This is a genomic window from Bacillus sp. NMCC46 (assembly GCF_002998465.1).
Taxonomy (GTDB): Bacteria; Bacillota; Bacilli; order Bacillales; family Bacillaceae; genus Bacillus.
The window spans coordinates 931,307-947,493 of the sequence record NZ_PVQZ01000001.1 but is presented as its reverse complement, the minus strand read 5'-3'; the positions used below and the strand labels follow the sequence as shown (position 1 = coordinate 947,493).

General features: G+C 40.4%; 21 protein-coding genes. 12 read left to right on the top strand and 9 right to left on the bottom strand.

Translation table 11 applies throughout. The features are described from left to right. Window positions 1–321 precede the first annotated feature (321 nt). Window positions 322–510 (top strand): hypothetical protein, encoded by a 189-nt coding sequence (locus C6Y01_RS18890; protein ID WP_080869524.1) that lies wholly within the window; start codon window positions 322–324, stop codon window positions 508–510. Window positions 511–539: 29 nt separating this feature from the next. After that, window positions 540–1,313 (top strand): enoyl-CoA hydratase, encoded by a 774-nt coding sequence (locus C6Y01_RS04840; protein WP_080869535.1) that lies wholly within the window; start codon window positions 540–542, stop codon window positions 1,311–1,313. Window positions 1,314–1,344: 31 nt separating this feature from the next. Here C6Y01_RS04840 and C6Y01_RS04835 read toward each other — a convergent pair whose 3' ends face one another. Continuing rightward, window positions 1,345–1,533, bottom strand: a complete 189-nt coding sequence (locus C6Y01_RS04835; RefSeq protein WP_034663606.1) for a YhzD family protein — start codon at window positions 1,531–1,533, stop codon at window positions 1,345–1,347. 172 nt (window positions 1,534–1,705) lie between these two features. On the opposite strand from C6Y01_RS04835, the gene C6Y01_RS04830 reads away from it, so the two are divergent. The 4 genes from C6Y01_RS04830 to C6Y01_RS04815 all read left to right on the top strand — a co-directional run bounded on the left by C6Y01_RS04830 (window position 1,706) and on the right by C6Y01_RS04815 (window position 7,080). Then, window positions 1,706–2,920 (top strand): metallophosphoesterase family protein, encoded by a 1,215-nt coding sequence (locus tag C6Y01_RS04830; RefSeq protein ID WP_034663603.1) that lies wholly within the window; start codon window positions 1,706–1,708, stop codon window positions 2,918–2,920. A 16-nt stretch (window positions 2,921–2,936) separates the two neighbouring features. Then, entirely contained in the window at window positions 2,937–5,726 is a 2,790-nt protein-coding gene (locus C6Y01_RS04825; RefSeq protein WP_095284970.1) for an ATP-binding protein, read from the top strand. 62 nt (window positions 5,727–5,788) lie between these two features. After that, window positions 5,789–6,736 (top strand): 3'-5' exoribonuclease YhaM, encoded by a 948-nt coding sequence (gene yhaM, locus C6Y01_RS04820; protein ID WP_034663598.1) that lies wholly within the window; start codon window positions 5,789–5,791, stop codon window positions 6,734–6,736. 116 nt (window positions 6,737–6,852) lie between these two features. Further along, window positions 6,853–7,080 carry a sporulation YhaL family protein gene (locus C6Y01_RS04815; protein ID WP_034663596.1) on the top strand — a complete coding sequence of 76 codons (228 nt, stop codon included), beginning with the start codon at window positions 6,853–6,855 and terminating at the stop codon, window positions 7,078–7,080. A 47-nt stretch (window positions 7,081–7,127) separates the two neighbouring features. On the opposite strand, the gene C6Y01_RS04810 is transcribed toward C6Y01_RS04815, so the two are convergent. Further along, window positions 7,128–8,012, bottom strand: a complete 885-nt coding sequence (locus C6Y01_RS04810) for a peptidylprolyl isomerase (RefSeq protein WP_003211354.1) — start codon at window positions 8,010–8,012, stop codon at window positions 7,128–7,130. 161 nt (window positions 8,013–8,173) lie between these two features. Here C6Y01_RS04810 and C6Y01_RS04805 point away from each other — a divergent pair, with 161 nt between their 5' ends. Continuing rightward, window positions 8,174–8,260 carry a YjcZ family sporulation protein gene (locus tag C6Y01_RS04805; protein ID WP_008361129.1) on the top strand — a complete coding sequence of 29 codons (87 nt, stop codon included), beginning with the start codon at window positions 8,174–8,176 and terminating at the stop codon, window positions 8,258–8,260. Window positions 8,261–8,405: 145 nt separating this feature from the next. Continuing rightward, complete coding sequence (locus C6Y01_RS04800) at window positions 8,406–8,495, top strand: YjcZ family sporulation protein (protein ID WP_017360317.1); 90 nt, start codon at window positions 8,406–8,408, stop codon at window positions 8,493–8,495. A gap of 53 nt (window positions 8,496–8,548) precedes the next feature. Here C6Y01_RS04800 and C6Y01_RS19030 read toward each other — a convergent pair whose 3' ends face one another. Together C6Y01_RS19030 and C6Y01_RS04790 are read right to left on the bottom strand one after the other, a co-directional pair. Then, the gene (locus C6Y01_RS19030) at window positions 8,549–8,734 is read right to left on the bottom strand and encodes a hypothetical protein (RefSeq protein ID WP_072368131.1); all 186 of its coding nucleotides are present in this window, start codon (window positions 8,732–8,734) and stop codon (window positions 8,549–8,551) included. An 82-nt stretch (window positions 8,735–8,816) separates the two neighbouring features. After that, complete coding sequence (locus C6Y01_RS04790) at window positions 8,817–9,335, bottom strand: DUF3267 domain-containing protein (RefSeq protein ID WP_034663593.1); 519 nt, start codon at window positions 9,333–9,335, stop codon at window positions 8,817–8,819. Between the two features lie 232 nt (window positions 9,336–9,567). Between C6Y01_RS04790 and C6Y01_RS04785 the strand changes: the two genes are divergently transcribed. After that, window positions 9,568–9,912: a YhaI family protein gene (locus C6Y01_RS04785; RefSeq protein ID WP_034663590.1), complete on the top strand. Its 345-nt coding sequence runs from the start codon at window positions 9,568–9,570 to the stop codon at window positions 9,910–9,912. On the opposite strand, the gene C6Y01_RS04780 is transcribed toward C6Y01_RS04785, so the two are convergent. Then, window positions 9,890–10,510 carry an HTH-type transcriptional regulator Hpr gene (locus C6Y01_RS04780; protein ID WP_034663587.1) on the bottom strand — a complete coding sequence of 207 codons (621 nt, stop codon included), beginning with the start codon at window positions 10,508–10,510 and terminating at the stop codon, window positions 9,890–9,892. The two genes, C6Y01_RS04785 and C6Y01_RS04780, sit on opposite strands and share 23 nt — an antisense overlap. Before the next feature lie 187 nt (window positions 10,511–10,697). Beyond that, on the bottom strand, window positions 10,698–11,054 hold the full coding sequence (locus tag C6Y01_RS04775) for a YtxH domain-containing protein (protein ID WP_034663584.1): 357 nt from the start codon (window positions 11,052–11,054) through the stop codon (window positions 10,698–10,700). Between the two features lie 128 nt (window positions 11,055–11,182). Here C6Y01_RS04775 and yhzF point away from each other — a divergent pair, with 128 nt between their 5' ends. Then, entirely contained in the window at window positions 11,183–11,374 is a 192-nt protein-coding gene (yhzF, locus tag C6Y01_RS04770) for a membrane protein YhzF (RefSeq protein WP_003211362.1), read from the top strand. A gap of 49 nt (window positions 11,375–11,423) precedes the next feature. Here yhzF and C6Y01_RS04765 read toward each other — a convergent pair whose 3' ends face one another. The 3 genes from C6Y01_RS04765 to C6Y01_RS04755 all read right to left on the bottom strand — a co-directional run bounded on the left by C6Y01_RS04765 (window position 11,424) and on the right by C6Y01_RS04755 (window position 13,736). Beyond that, the gene (locus C6Y01_RS04765) at window positions 11,424–11,942 is read right to left on the bottom strand and encodes a tryptophan transporter (RefSeq protein ID WP_024425455.1); all 519 of its coding nucleotides are present in this window, start codon (window positions 11,940–11,942) and stop codon (window positions 11,424–11,426) included. 125 nt (window positions 11,943–12,067) lie between these two features. Then, window positions 12,068–13,147, bottom strand: coding sequence for a 3-phosphoserine/phosphohydroxythreonine transaminase (serC, locus tag C6Y01_RS04760; RefSeq protein ID WP_106037884.1), 1,080 nt, complete (start codon window positions 13,145–13,147; stop codon window positions 12,068–12,070). Between the two features lie 160 nt (window positions 13,148–13,307). Further along, entirely contained in the window at window positions 13,308–13,736 is a 429-nt protein-coding gene (locus tag C6Y01_RS04755; protein ID WP_034663580.1) for an HIT family protein, read from the bottom strand. Window positions 13,737–14,223: 487 nt separating this feature from the next. Between C6Y01_RS04755 and C6Y01_RS04750 the strand changes: the two genes are divergently transcribed. Together C6Y01_RS04750 and C6Y01_RS04745 are read left to right on the top strand one after the other, a co-directional pair. After that, the gene (locus C6Y01_RS04750) at window positions 14,224–14,964 is read left to right on the top strand and encodes an ABC transporter ATP-binding protein (protein ID WP_003212171.1); all 741 of its coding nucleotides are present in this window, start codon (window positions 14,224–14,226) and stop codon (window positions 14,962–14,964) included. Further along, window positions 14,957–16,177, top strand: a complete 1,221-nt coding sequence (locus C6Y01_RS04745) for an ABC transporter permease (RefSeq protein ID WP_106037883.1) — start codon at window positions 14,957–14,959, stop codon at window positions 16,175–16,177. The genes C6Y01_RS04750 and C6Y01_RS04745 overlap by 8 nt, the downstream gene beginning before the upstream one ends. The last annotated feature ends 10 nt before the right edge of the window (window positions 16,178–16,187 follow it).

The following is a 16,187-nucleotide window of genomic DNA, read 5'->3' as shown; positions in this document are numbered from 1 at the left end:
TTCATATAGTAATACGGATGAAATAAAATGAATCAGTAGAGGTAATTTGATTGACACATAATGGGGATCGCACACTTCATTTCCAAAAAACATAGATCAATGGATAATGCAGCTGCTGGAGCAGGCTTGAGAAGAAAAACCTTTGAATCAGCCAGTGATAATCTGTTCTTTAACAGAATAGAGGAGGCATGTTTTTTTGAAAATGGAGGTGTCTTCACAGCTTGAATTTCTTCATCGTAGATGGATGGAGAAATAAGACTAGGTGCACTCGCTTCTGCCTGTGGAGCAAAAACGACATTTGAAAAAGGAGAAAACATGACGATGAAACTAACCAATATGAATATGGAACACCTTATCAATCATCCTCCCCCTTTCAAAATCATTTTCTTTCTTCATTTACTATATAAAAATATATTTCTTGTTTCAACAATTATGCTTGTTTTGGTATCAATTGATCTTGAAATTTTTTATGAAGAGGAAAAGGGATTATTCGGGTTGAAATGGAATTAAGTCATGAGTTTAAAAGAAAAGGGGGATGGATGATGACATATATCAATTGTCAGTTAGACGGGGATATTTTTGAAATCGTTTTCAACAGGCCTGATGCTTATAATTCATTTCATGTGGACATGTTTGCTGAATTCAAAGAGGCGTGTGATGCAGCGGAAGAAAGCAGTGCAAAAGTCGTTGTGATCAAGGGAGCGGGGAAAGGGTTTTCAGCAGGCGGAGATATTGGCATGATGCTTAAGCAGGAAAGTGAAGAAGATTTCCATCGTGTGATGGATTTGATCGAGGGAATTACACTTTCTCTAGCCGGTATGAAAAAAGTGACGATTGCCCTTGTCCACGGGTCAGCGGCAGGCCTTGCTTTTAGCTTTGCTTTAAGCTGTGACTACTTGTTTATGCATCAGGATGCACAGCTCGCCATGAATTTTAATGGAGTAGGGTTAATTCCAGATGGCGGAGGGCATTTTTTTCTCACAAAAAGAGTCAGTGAACAAACCGCGAAACAATTGATTTGGAGCGGACAAAAGCTGCCGGCTGAAGAAGCGTTAAAACTGCGCCTTGCAGACGGGGTGTTTCAGGATGAAGTCGATGCGTATCAAAAAGTATGTGTGAAGCCGTTTATGAACATGCCGCTTCAAGCATTTATTGAAACAAAGCTGATCTATTTTCAGCAGTCAGAACCTGAGCTGCTAGCCGTTCTTCAAAAGGAGAGGGCAGCACAGGCAAGACTGAGGCAAAGTCATGATCATAAGGAAGGCATTCAGGCCTTTTTAGAAAAAAGACGACCTGTGTTTCAGAACGTATAAACGAATGTGAGGCCGGCGAATGCCGGTTTTTTTAACGTTCAAATAAAAGAAGCTTGCCTGCATCATCAACGAGCCGGTGGGAATGCTTCGTGTATTGCTGTTCGATTAAGCGATGGCGCCCTAATTCCTTTGCCTTTTCATCACTATCCGTTGTGATTTTTTCATTTAATAAGGTCTCACCCGACCGGTCAAATACAGTTAAAAAGTATGTCTTCTCCATTCCTCATCTCCCTTTCCTCTGCTTTTCTATGTAATTAAACAATGAATAAGGCAAAACCTCTTTTTTAGCTCTTAAAACTGTGTTTTTTAGAATGAGAGCGATAGAACGTGCATTCGTAAAAATGGCATGATAAAATATGGACAATGACAGTATCGGACAAGGAGATAGACGTTTGACTAAGCTCACCTTTATTCATGCCGCAGATTTACATTTAGACAGTCCATTTGCAGGAATGTCGAATATCCCTAGCTTACCATTTAAGCGGCTCAAAGAAAGTACATTTCAAAGTGCGAAGAATATGTTTGATCTCGCCATTGCTCGAGCAGTAGACTTTGTGCTGCTGAGCGGAGATTTATTTGACGAATCCAATCGCAGTCTGAAAGCACAGCTGTTTTTAAGAAATCAGTTTCTAAGACTGCAAACTCAAGGGATTGACGTCTTTATTATTTATGGTAATCATGATCATTTAGGCGGTGAATGGACACCGATTGAGTGGCCTGAGAATGTGCACGTTTTTTCAAGCAGTACACCAAGTGAGCAATCCTACTATAGAGGGGGGCAGCTTGTTGCAAGTATTTATGGGTTTAGCTACAAAGAGCGGGCTGTCTATGAAAATATGACATCTCATTATGTCAAAACGACAGATGCTGCCTATCACATTGCGATGCTTCACGGTACATTAGCCGGACAAGAAGGGCATGATGCGTATGCACCATTTCAGCTTGAGCAGCTTCTTTCACGGGATTTCGATTATTGGGCGCTTGGACATATACATAAGAGAGCCCTTCTGCATGAAGACCCGTTGATTATTTACCCTGGTAACATGCAGGGCAGACATATTAAAGAAACAGGAGAGAAAGGCTGTTACGTTATTCAACTCTCCGAGGATTCTGAGACAGCGGAATTTATTAGCTGTGCGGATGTGATGTTTGAGACACTTGCAATAGACATGACAGAAACGGTTCATATGACGGATCTTGTGACACTTGTGGATAGCAAAATCAGTGAGCTGAAAGAGGAGGGCGTCCCTCATTTTGTGAAAATTGAATTGACGGGTGATGCTCCTCCTTACTTTGAGCGTACTCAGCTTGAGGTACTTGAGGAGCTGTTGACCGTTCTTCATGAACAGGAAGAAGATGAAGAGGTATTCGTTTGGGTGATATCGATTGACTGCCGAACAAACGAGGATGTCGTCTATCCAGAAGATTCTTTTTTGAAGGAACTCACTGCTGAAATTTCACAGTTTGAGGCATATGAAGAGCTTCTATCACCGATCAAGCGTCACCCAACCTATAGAAAGTCAGGAAAAGCTCTCACAAAAGAGGATGAAGTGGATATAAAAGAAGAAGCACAAAGGCTGCTGACAGAACAGCTAAAGCAATTATGAGAAAAGGAGAGGCACAATGAAAATACGTTCACTCCATATCGCCCATTTCGGGAAATTTTCAAATCGGACCTTTCACTTTTCTGATGACGGTTTTCAGCTAGTTTACGGCCTGAATGAATCGGGGAAAACGACATTGAAAACGTTTATTGAATCGATGTTATTTGGTTTTCCGAAAAACAAGATGTACAAGACGAAACAGGGTTCTTTTTATGGTGGTTCCCTTACTTGCCAAGATGATGAGTTAGGCGTTATTCATATTGAGAGAACGTCCGATCGCGGTGGGCAAGCACAGGTATTTTTACCGAATGGTGAAGTGAAAGACGAAGCTTTTCTACAGACACTTTTAAAGGGAACGGATCGCAGATTATATCAATCAATCTATTCATTTGATGTGTTTGGACTGCAAAATGTCCAAGCCTTAAACCAGGACCAAATAGGCGAATTTCTACTTTTCTCAAGTTTATTTGGCTCGGATGCAGCCACCAAGATGGATAGCAGGCTGCTAAAGCAGCAGGAGCAGCTGTTTAAACCAAATGGACGCAAGCCTGAATTAAACCAGCAGCTTGATCGTTTAAAAGAGCTGACAGGTCAGCTGAAACAAGCGAGATTGGTAGAAGGCAGCTATACCGAAAAGAAACGGGAGCAATCTGAATTAACAGAGACGATCGAAAAGCTTCAAAGTGAAATGAAGCAAGCTGAGGAACACATTCAGAAACTGGCTGAATCCATTCAAGTTTATCCCATGATTGAGAAAAAAGTGGAATTAAAAAAGGAATTAGCCCGCTATCCAGACCGAGTCAAACGTTTTAGAGCAGAAACAGAGCATGAGCTGGATAAACTAGAATCACACCTTCACCCGAAAAAGGCTCAATTGACTGCACTGAAGCAGAAGTTAGACCATTTGCAAACCTCACTCGTACAAGTTCAACCGCTCTATGACAAGGATACCATAATGGAGATGAAACGAGTCGTAGATGAAGCAGCTGATGCTGAGCTTGTGAAAAAGCACATAGCAGAGTGTCGAGCAAACCGTGATTCATTGAAACAAAAAATAGACGAAGCGGTAGCAAAGCTAAAGTGGGAGCGCCCGATAAAGCTCGAACAAATTGACGATTCGCTTGAATTTGAGTGGGAATTAAAGGAGACTGTCACTCAATACGTTCGTCTCATGGATAGAAAAGCGCAGTTAGATGAACGATTTGATCACGCAAGACATGAGCTGGACGAAGCAGAAGCCGCTCTAAAAGGATTAAAGGAACAGCAAGTCAGACAGCACGGAGCAGAAGATGATGCGAAGGGGACAAGATCGAAAAAGAAACCGATTCATTCCCGGGCGTCGTTATTCCGAGGCTTGATCGCATTTGATGTGGTGCTTCTGCTTGTTCTATTCTTTTTAACAGAGTGGTGGATCACGCTCTTGTTTGCGGGATTTTCTGTTTTTCTCTTCTTTCTCATTTACCCATTAAGTCAAATGAGCCCTATGAAACAAAGAAGCGGCGAAGGGGCCTTTGATTCATTTCAAGTGCAGGCAGCTTCAGCTGAAACACTTATGAGGCAGAAGGAGCTTCTGTACGAAAGAATCATTCGGCAATATGAAGACTGGGAGCTAGAGCTGGAACCTGTCCAGCAGCAAGTAGAGGAAAAGAAGAGACAGCTTGGCTTGTCGTCTGAGCTTTCTTTCCTAGTAGAGGCCTTCCATATCCTAAAACAATTAAAAATGAATACAGCGGCATATGAGGAGCTTCATCGTGAAATAGGCATGCTTTCCGATCAGCAATCGATTTATGAGGGCAGGGTTTCAGCGTTAAGCAGTATCCTTCAAAAAAAGGAAGGAACCATTCAGGAGAATATCTCAGCTTTTCAAGAGATATTGAAAGATGAGGCGAGAAGAGAAAAAGAACGCCAGACATTGCACGTATCTATTCAACATGCGATCCAGCAGCTCACGACACTAGAAGGGGAAATTCAATATTACGAAAAACAAACTGGCGAGCTTTTTCGTCAAGTAGAAGCAGAGTCCAAAGAAGATTACCAAGTGCTTTCTCATCTATCTAAAGAATACCGGGAACGGCTTTCCCATTTGCAGCAGCTAAATCAAGAGCTTCATAGAAGCGGTTGTTTTGATGAGGAGGAATGGATTGTTCGCAAAGGATTACCTCTCCTTGAAGAGGAGTGTGCAGAAGCAAGGCAGCACCTTCATGACGTTCAATTGAATGCGGAGAATATGGAAAAACGTTTAGCAGAACTAGCGGTGGAAATCCGGCAAATAGAAGCTTCTGGAACGGTGTCTGATTTGACTCATCAGCTTGCCGCAGAGCAGGAGCATGCGAAGCACCTCGCAAAAAAATGGGCGGCAATTCAGCTTGTCCGCTCCGTCATACGAGAAAAATTGAATGAGCATAAAGAAACAAGGCTGCCTGCATTGCTTCAAACAGCCTCAAGTTTTATTCAACCGTTAACAAATGATCGTTATGAAGCGATTTTATTTTCACCTGAAGATGACTTGCTGATGGTGAAAAGAATGGATGGACGAATATTCCGTCCAGAGGAGCTTTCACAGGCAACGTGTGAACAGATCTATCTGGCGATTCGTTTTGCGCTCGCTTTGTCTCATCAGCAAGATTGTCAGCTTCCGTTTATGATGGATGACAGCTTCGTTCATTTCGATCACGTTCGTCTAGGAAGAGTGCTGGAGATGATGAACGAGCTCACACGTTTTGAAACACAGCTGTTTTATTTCACCTGTCATGAGCATATGAAGCAAGCAGCAGAAGATGGACAGATTACGAGTTTAGCAGTTGAATGATTGACAAATAATGACTTATGTTATACTTATATGAGCAGAAACATGGAAGGAGCTTTTATTGAATGGCTAAAGGGATCATGACCTATGATGTCGGCGAACAAGTTGACCTGCATTTATTAATTAAATCATCTACTAAAGGGATTGCGAGTAATGGCAAACCATTTTTAACGTTAATTCTTCAAGATCAAAGTGGAGATATTGAGGCGAAACTATGGGATGCAAAGCAGAATGATGAACAAACCTATGCCGCGCAAACCATTGTGAAGGTAGTAGGCGATATTCATCATTATCGCGGGAGGAATCAGCTGAAACTTAGGAATATACGCCCTGTTGCTGAAAATGAGCAAATTCGAATTGATGATTTTCTCGAAACAGCTCCTATTCCAAAACATGATATGATGGATACGATTATGCAATATATCTTTGATATGAAAAACCCTAATATACAGCGTGTTACAAGGCATTTGCTGAAAAAATATGGACAGGAATTCGCTGACTATCCAGCAGCGACAAAAAACCATCACGAATTTGTCTCTGGTCTTGCTTATCACGTGGTGTCCATGCTGCATTTGGCTAAATCAATTGTTGACCTATATCCATCATTAGATCGAGATCTTTTATATTCAGGCATCATTCTTCATGATTTAGGAAAAGTCAAAGAGCTTTCGGGCCCAGTCTCAACCACCTATACGGTGGAAGGGAATTTAATCGGTCATATTTCGATTATGGTGACAGAAATTGCGAAAGCTGCAGAAGAGCTTGGCATTGATTCAGAAGAAATTCTGATTTTACAGCACTTAGTACTGAGTCATCACGGAAAAGGAGAGTGGGGCAGCCCGAAACCACCAATGGTGAAGGAAGCCGAAATACTCCACTATATTGATAATTTAGATGCGAAGATGAATATGATGGATCGTGCGCTTGAGCATGTGAAGCCAGGAGAATATACAGAACGTATTTTTGCGCTAGAGAATCGTTCATTTTATAAACCAACCTTTCATCACGAATAACCATGTCAAAACGTCCGTTTATTGCGGGCGTTTTTTTCATAACTTGTCTTCTTTTCGCATAAGCATGTAACACAAAGGAAGAGAGAGCTGTTCTGAAAAAAGGAGGCGATGAAAAAATGTTGTTTTTTCCATGGTGGGTGTATGCATGTATCATTGGCATTATTTTCTGTGCGTATAAATTAATGACAACGGCCAAAGAGGAGCAAGAGATTGATCAATCCTTTATTGAAAAGGAAGGAGAAATTTTTATCGAGCGAATGGAACAAGAAAGAGAGCGTAGACGTCAGGATCAGCAAGTGAAAAGATCACATGATACGGCGGCACATGAAGACTCGATTGCTTAATCACAAAAAACCCCTCTGCACGATCACGGCAGAGGGGTTTTTTGTGATTACTGGTTTTGTTGAGGTTGTTGATTTTGTGCGGGTTGTTGAGACTTTTCTTTGAATGTGTTTTCAAGTTCTTTATCTTTTACTTTCACATCGGCATCTTTCACCAATTTGTTTAAGATCGTTTGGATTTCATTTGTGTCTGCTTGTTTTTGGTTAAGCAGTTCTTTTTTCAAGTCTGCTTTCATGTCATCGTATTTACCGCGTTCTTCGGTCTTTTTAATGATATGGTAGCCGAATTGTGATTTCACTGGTTTGCTGATTTCATTCACTTTTAGTTTGAAAGCAGCTTTACTGAAGTTCTCGTCCATTTGGCCTTCTTTTGCGAACCAGCCTACATCGCCGCCTTGTGCTGCTGAAGCGGTATCAGTTGAATATTCAGACACAACGGCATCCCATTTTTCACCTTTATCTAATTTCTTTTCCACTTCGTCAGCTGTTTTCTTATCAGCTACTAAAATGTGGCTTGCGCGGATTTTCCCTTTTAGGTCATCGTAATACGCTTTTACTTCTTTATCAGTGATTTTGATGTTAGCTTTGGCAGCCTTTTGAGTCAGCAGCTCATATTTCACTTGATCTTTGATGTAATCTTTTCCGAATTCATCTTGAAGTTGTTTTAAACGATCTTCACCAAGTGTCTTTTTATATTCTTCCATTTTCTTATCAATTTCTTTATCTGATACTTTGTATTTGTCAGCAAGAACCTTTTGTTGAACAAGTAGATTTAAAGCATCTCCACCTGCTTGTTTCTTAAGAGTTGTATAAAGCTCTTCTTTTGTGACATCTCCTGATTTTGTTGTTGCGATGACATCTTTATCACCGCTACTGCATGCGCCAAGAGTTAAAACACTAACTGCTGTTACAGCTGCTAAAGCCATTTTTTTCATTCAAAAAACACTCCTAATCTTTCCAATTTATTTATCATTGCTTGTATCATAACATATTGTGACACGCTGTAAAAAGAAATGCAAATGGGAGGGCATTCGTCTAGTCAAAAATTTGCGCGCGGCATACACATATAGTGATCACAAAAAGGAGGCTGAATTATATGGGAGCAGGATATTCTAATGGGTTTGCTTTATTGGTCGTGCTATTCATTTTGCTGATCATCGTTGGTGCAGCATATCTTTACTAATTAAATCGCTGTGACAGAAAGGAGCCGTCCTGCCATGCGTGCGGGCGGTTCTTTTTTCAAACGATGACAGGCGCCTAAACGTTTTCATTTTTTTTGCATACACTGAGCTTAGAACAGAGCAAGAACTGGCAGGAGGTGTTTTTACATGGGAGGAGAAGTCTTTGCTGGCGGTTTTGCACTAGTCGTCGTGTTATTCATCTTATTGATCATTATCGGTGCATCTTGGATTTGCTAATCAATCAATATACACAAAAAGCTGCCCTCAAACTGGCAGCTTTTGCTTTGATCTTAAATAGAAATGGTAATTTCAACAAATGATGAGATCAGTAAGATCAGTATCGATACATTGATAAAGCGAAACACCTTATCTTGCCGTTCTTCAGGAATCTCTCTGACAAGGCATAATGTATTAGTAAGCCTGTTTATTGAATACACAATAAACGCGGCAAAGACGATGAAGTAAAATAAAACTATCGGAGATCCCCCCTCTCTATGCTATTCCCATACTACATTACCAAATTTTTTATGAAAAAGATAGAAGTTGGCTTTAAAAACCTTATGATGAGGAAGTTTGGTCAACTAAAATATCAAACTCGTCTTGGGCTTGATCGATGATGCAGGATTTAGGTGCTTTGAGCAGTTTCCATGCAAATAAAAAGTCAGGCAAACAATAGCCTGCATGAATACTTGCGATGATGATAAAATAGTGTGCATACATTGGAAACGCCACGCCTAACACAAAGTAAAGCGTTGAAATCACACAAAATGGACTGAGAAGTGAATAAAGCATTACTTTCTTTGGCACACGCTTCCAGCAATTTCGTTTAAATAGCGTCATTTTTTTCTTGTTTTTCATCACTGGGATCAAGTGAACCACACGGTGGACAAGCAATGTCATAAGTAAAAGTACAGCAAAAAGCGGTGCGTTGTGGCTGCTTAGTCTCGTTTCAGGATGAGTCAGTTGAAAACATAAAAAAGCCATAATGAAAAAAAGTATAGCAAGACTTATGGCTGAAATCAGCAGTCTCGTATAACCATAATCCTTTTCAAGATTAATGGTTTTCCAACAATTCATTTTCATCCTTCCAATCTTAAAAAACTAATTGAATATCTCAAGATAATTTACTCTTCCTGAGGATAAAAATCAATGGTTTTGTTGAAAAAAAATAAAATGTTGCCTTCATATGGAATAAAGAGAGGAAACTTTGGGTTTTTCAAGAAAAAAAGACAGAAGAGGGAGGTTCGTCTCTTTCGTCAATGAGTAATTTCGGCTAAAATAGAAAGACTAAGAGAAAGAGGGAACGTACATGAGTATTGAGGAACGAATGAGCCAGCTCGAATATTATATGGAACTTTTGCTGACGGCGACCGATATGAGCCGTTATCCATATTATGCATTATTGATCAGGCAGCGGGTATCGAAAGAAGAGGCGAAGGAAATTGAGCGTATTTGTGCTGAGCTTTCAGAGGAAATGGACAAGCAAAAAGCACAAGGCTACGTCATGTTTGACGATATGCTTGCGCTTTTTGCAGGACAGTTAATTGAAAAGCTGGATGTGCATGAGACGATATTTGCATTGCATGATCAAGGGCTGTTTCAGCCGTTAATGAATGAATTTATAAAGATCATTAAACAATTTGATTTGCTTTAGCCGCTTTTTCTGCTGCATCAGCTGAGTCTTCAAGTTCCTCAGGCTTTTTCGTGACTTTTCCTCGCTCATTCAAAAAGTCCTTCTCAATGTTTGAAAACGATTTCTCAAAAATCTCCATGAAATCCTCACCATAGATGTTTCGGATAATACACATCATTTCTAAAATCTCAGGGAACTTTCCGTAAATGTCATGAAGCGGCTGTGCGCCTTTGACAATACCAGTTCGTGCCGGGTCATAATCTTCAAGTAGTTTATGGAATGTCTCTTCGCCTTTTGGCGTTAGCTCAATATACGTATTGCGTTTATCGTTTAACTTTTTAGAAAATTTTAAAAATCCTCGTTCCTCCAGTTTCTTGGAGAAGTTAAACGCCGTTGATACATGCATGACGCCAAACTTTGCAATTTCTGATATTGAAGCTCCTTTTAATTGATACGCAATCCACAAAATATGATGTTCATTGATATTTAGGTTATACGGTTTGATCCACTGCTGCCAGTCCTTTTCAATGGATTTCCAAAGAGCTTTGCTCAATTGGGCCATTCTTTGACTGAATAAAAGTGCTTCTTTTACATCGAAAGGCTGTTCCGAATGATTCATCCATTTCACCTACTTCTCTTTTTCTTGTAATTCTATTATGCCAATAAAATAAAGATTAATAAAGCTGAAAATTCAAGAATTTTTAAAACTCATGAAAAACATTGACAAAATAACCTTTTTTCAACAAAAAAAGTGCGGGATACGCACCCCGCACACTTTTGTAAACGAATATTTTTTCGTGAGTATATTAGTTTTGTAAGGTTTTCTCCAGTTGTTTGAGCTTTTCCTCAATTTCCTGAATTTCCTTTTGCAAGTCCTGCTGGTGAGGTTTGATTTCTTCGCGCCATTGCTGAATCGATGCTTGTAATTCAGTTCCGACTTCTTTAATGACCTCTGCGCTTTCTTTTGCTGTTTCAACAATTTGCTCTTTTAAAGCTTGTCCATCTCTTTTTAATCTTGTCAGCGTATCTTCGAATTTGTCATAGCCGTCTTTCATCTTTCCGCGCACATCTCTGCCAGAAGAGGGAGTCGTCAGGAGCACTGCCGCACCTCCGAGGAGACCGCCTACAAATAATCCTGTTAATAAAGAACGTCCACTAGCCATTCAAATCACCTCTAGTCAAATTTTACACATTCGCATGTTCTCTCTGAGCTGACGATCAGCTTCATTGAACTTCCATACATAGCTTGCTTTATTTTAGCATACTTTTGAAGAAAAGGGAGGGGAGAAGGTTGTCTGTCTTTCTGTTCGTTTTTACGTGTATCGGTGTCGTTTTTACAGGTGGTTCTATTCATTATGCAAGACAGCTGGGGTATGCAGGGTCTTATCCGCCAAAACATGTATTAAAGCAAAAAGCACTTGTGTGTGCGGCAGGTGCAGGGATTTCGCTCCTCATTTTGCTGCTGACCCTTTTTCTTTTATAAAAGCATGAAAAAAACCTCTTCATCTATTATGAAGAGGTTCGATTATTCGTTAAGCAACTTCTATCATTCTTGCACGCCTTAGAATGGACTGAGCAATTGGGAAGACAAATACCATGGCAATGGTATTAATCACGGCTGCTGGAAGGACAACGCCCACAAGAAGTGCCGGTAATGCAGCTGGCAGTCCAGTAATTAGTAAAGCGGCAGATAGGAAAATCACGCCGGATACGATGGTTCCAATCGCAGTTAACACAGCGGTCAGCACCACTTTGTTCTTTATCTTCAAGCAAGATAAGAAAAGGGCTAGGAAGATAAAGGCTGTCACTGGTTTATCAATCATATTTGGAATTTGTCCGCCTGGGAAACCCGTTGTTAATGCAGAAATGACGCCAGTTACTAGGGCAATAACCACTACATGCTGTACCTTTGGGAAAAGGATGATGCTTAAAAACATCATGACCAGCATCATATCAGGTTTCATTCCGAAAAAGATGGGCGGGAAAATCGTATGCAAAACAGCTCCCATTGCTGCAAGCAATGACATAATCACTAATTCTTTTGTTTTCATTTCTATGCTCTCCTCTGCTAAGCTCTTAGGACTCTCCAATAATATGGCTCATCATTTATTGCAAGAGTCATCACTTTATATTTCTCGTTATTATAACAAATTTATTTCTCTATAGAAAAGCTTTTTTACTCATTTTCTTGCTGGAACTTTTTCATAAAGTCCGCAAGCTTTTGGCAGTCTTCAATCGATACCGCATTGTAAATAGATGCTCTGCATCCACCGACAGAACGATGGCCGGCAAGTCCAACCATTTGTTCCTGCTTTGCTTTCTCTACAAAGGAAGCAGTGAGCGAATCATCACGAAGGGTAAACGTGACATTCATATGCGAACGGCTGTCAGTGCGTGCGTGTCCTTTGTAAAAACCACCGCTTTGATCAATTGTGTCGTAGAGAATGCCTGCTTTTTGTTCATTGCGTTTTTCCGCTGCTTCTACGCCGCCAGCCTGTTTGACATGCTCAAGGACAAGAGACAGCATATAAATCGCAAAAGTCGGTGGTGTGTGATAAAGAGAGTTGGCTTTTGCGTGTGTTGAATATTTTAATATTTTCGGTGTGCTGCTTTTCTCTTTCTCTAATAAACGTTTGCGCGCGATCACAATCGTGATACCAGAAGGCCCTAAGTTTTTTTGTGCCCCAGCATAAATGAAATCAAATTGAGAAACATCGATTTTTTTGCTGAGAATATCACTGGACATATCTGCAACGAGCGGCAATGACGTGTCTGGGAACGTTATCCATTGAGTGCCGAAAATCGTATTGTTTGATGTGATGTGTAAGTAAGCGCCATCTGTTAAACCGGAGGCATCTACTTCTGGAATATACGAGTAGTTGTCGTCTTCACTTGAAGCAAACACAGATGTTTCACCAAACCCTTTTGCTTCTGATAATGCTTTTTCTGACCAAGCGCCTGTTTGAATGAAATGAGCCGTTTCGCCTTCATGTAAGAAGTTCATAGGAATCATCGCAAATTGAAGACTAGCTCCGCCCTGTAAAAAGAGGACTTCGTAATCTTCAGGAATATCCATCAGTTCCACCAACAGTGCTTTTGCCTTATTGTGGACTTCTTCATATTCACAGCTGCGATGAGACAGCTCCATCACAGACATCCCAGTTTGTTTAAAATCAACAAGTTCTTCCTGTGCTTTTTGAAGCACTTCTAGCGGCAGTGCCGCCGGACCAGCATTAAAATTCGTCGTTCGCTTCATCACAATCTCTCCCTATTTCTCGCGTTAATGGATCAAAAGATAAAACCATCCTATCACAAATTTGAAGCAATTGGACAAAAAATTTGAATCGTTCTAAATATCATACTATTAAGAGATGGAGGGGATAAAAAGGGGGTAGAAATAAGAAAAACCTCATCTATTAAGATGAGGTAAGCCGCGTGTGGATGGCAGAAGAAATATCTTTTAAATCCTCTGACGTGTATTGCTCTTGATGTGATTTCCATACGGCACCAAAGCCATCGCCTTTTCCGTAGCGCGGAATGATATGCATATGGTAATGGAACACAGATTGTCCGGCTTTTTCGCCGTTGTTGTTCAGAAGGTTTAACCCAATTGGTTCAAATTCCTGTTTGATTGCTCTTGCAATTTTCGGAATCGCTTGGAAGTAGTGATTAGACACTTCTGGTGTCATCTCGTAGATATTTTCTTTATGTATTTTCGGGATTACAAGGGTATGTCCTTTTGTTACTTGGCTAATATCTAGAAAAGCCAATACATGCTCGTCTTCATATACTTTTGCACATGGAATGTCTCCATCAATGATCTTGCAAAAAATACAATCGCTCACGTCATGTCACTCCTCATTCATTTTCCTTCATCGTATCACAAAAAGAAGCAAAAAAGAAAACAGGACAAGCGAACTCCTTTGGTCGCTCATCCTGCTCCTGCAGAAGAAATGCTGATGCTTTCATTCGATATGCCTTTTGAATTCTCTATTTACTGAAATAAAGAATTCATATGCCTGCTATTTCTGCCGTAAACACCTCATTTGACGTTTTGGTTTGTCGTATACATATTGTATAGGACACAAAAATCAAGAATCAGTGAAGCAAAACAGAAGCTAAGGTTTTTAGATGAAAAACCAACTTGTCATGCGGTTCTTTGCCTTTAACAAACACCTCATTTACTTATTGGTCATCAAGTTCATTTCTTCTACATACATTATGATGACCAAAGCGCCTATTTTTTATTCATGCCGCGGTTATAGGTAAACATTTCAAATTACCTTTCGTTTTTGTTACTATAAAGGAAAAAAGAAAGAAAGGAACGAATTCATGTCCCTTCTCACTGTAAAAGATGTAACGGGTGGATATACGAAGAATCCCGTTCTAAAAAATATCTCATTTGAATTAGAAAGAAATCAAATCGTCGGTCTCATCGGCTTAAACGGGGCGGGGAAAAGCACAACCATTCGCCATATCATCGGGCTCATGAAACCGCATAAAGGTGTCATTGAATTGAATGGACGAACTCTTCAAGACGATCAAGAGGCGTATCGTTCGCAATTTACGTTTATTCCAGAAACACCTGTATTATATGAAGAATTAACCTTAAAAGAGCATTTAGAGCTGACAGCGATGGCTTACGGTCTGTCAAAGGAACAATTAGATGAACGTCTGCCGTCATTGCTGAAAGAATTTCGAATGGAGAAACGTTTGAAATGGTTTCCTGCTCATTTTTCAAAAGGAATGAAGCAGAAGGTCATGATTATGTGTGCATTCCTTGTTGAACCAGAACTGTATATCATTGATGAACCGTTTTTAGGGCTTGATCCTCTTGCGATTAATGCACTTCTTGAACGGATGAATGCTGCGAAGAAAAACGGCGCAAGTGTCCTGATGTCGACGCATATTTTGGCGACAGCTGAGCGCTATTGTGATTCCTTTATTATTTTGCACGAAGGGGAAATCAGAGCGAAAGGAACACTGACAGAGCTGAGAGAACAGTTCAATATGAGAGATGCGACACTCGATGATCTTTATTTGGAATTAACAAAGGAAGAAAGCTATGAGTAAAATGACGCAAACCATTTGGAAATCCCGATTAGAGGAACACATGCAAGATACAAGAAAATATTTAAAATACATGTTCAATGATCATCTTGTCATTGTGCTCATTTTTTTCCTTGCAGGCGGAGCGAGCTGGTATAGTAACTGGCTCAAACAGATTCCGGCTCACTTCCCATCCTACTGGGTCATGGCAGTTGTTTTTTCATTGGTGCTGACAAGCTCTTACGTGCGTACGTTGATCAAAGAAGCAGATCTCGTGTTTTTGCTTCCCTTGGAAGGGAAGATGGAGCCTTATTTAAAACAAGCTTTTAATTTTAGCTTCATTTCTCAGCTGTTTCCTCTTATTGCCGTATCCATTGTTGCACTTCCGCTTTATTCTGCGGTGTCTTCAGGCGGCCTCAAGATGTATGTGCTGATATTGGCGCAAATGATTTTGATCAAGGGTGTGAATACAGCAATTCAATGGAGGATCACTTATTTTCAAGGAAAACAGATCAGATGGCTTGATGCAGTCCTTCGTTTTCTATTGAATATGATTTTGATCTATACCGTTTTACAGGCATCCTATGCAATCGCAATCGTTTTTTATCTGATCTATAGTGTCTATCTTGTTTACTTAACCAATGCAGTAAAAAAACAGCCTTTTCAATGGGAATTGCATATTTCTGACGAATTAAAACGAAAACAGCGTTTTTATCGTCTGGCAAACTTATTTACAGATGTGCCTCATTTAAAGAAACAGGTGAAAAGAAGAGCATACATGGACTGGCTTTTGCAGTTTGTTCCGTATGACCAGCGTAAAACTTTTTCTTACATGTATGTGAGGGCGTTTTTACGTTCAAATGACTATTTTGGTCTCGTGTTTAGGCTAACCGCCGTGTTTGTGCTGATTATTTTGTATACAGGTGCAGCAGGCTGGGTGGGTGCGCTGCTTGTCTTGTTCACCGTGTTTATCACAGGTGTACAGCTTGTGCCGTTAACGAAGCACTTTGCCCATCTTTCATTACAGGCACTTTATCCAGTTGCTCATCAAGAAAAGGATCGGAGCTTTTTTGTTCTCGTTCGTAATGTGCTTATTATTCAATCGATATTGCTGAGCTGTGCAGTACTCCCGGCAGGAGGATGGCAGGGAAGTGGACTTGCCCTTCTGATTTCGCTGGCATTTGTGCTTGTCCTCTTCAAGCCTTACGTACTCAGTCGATTAAAAAAGATGAGATAAGCGGAGATAT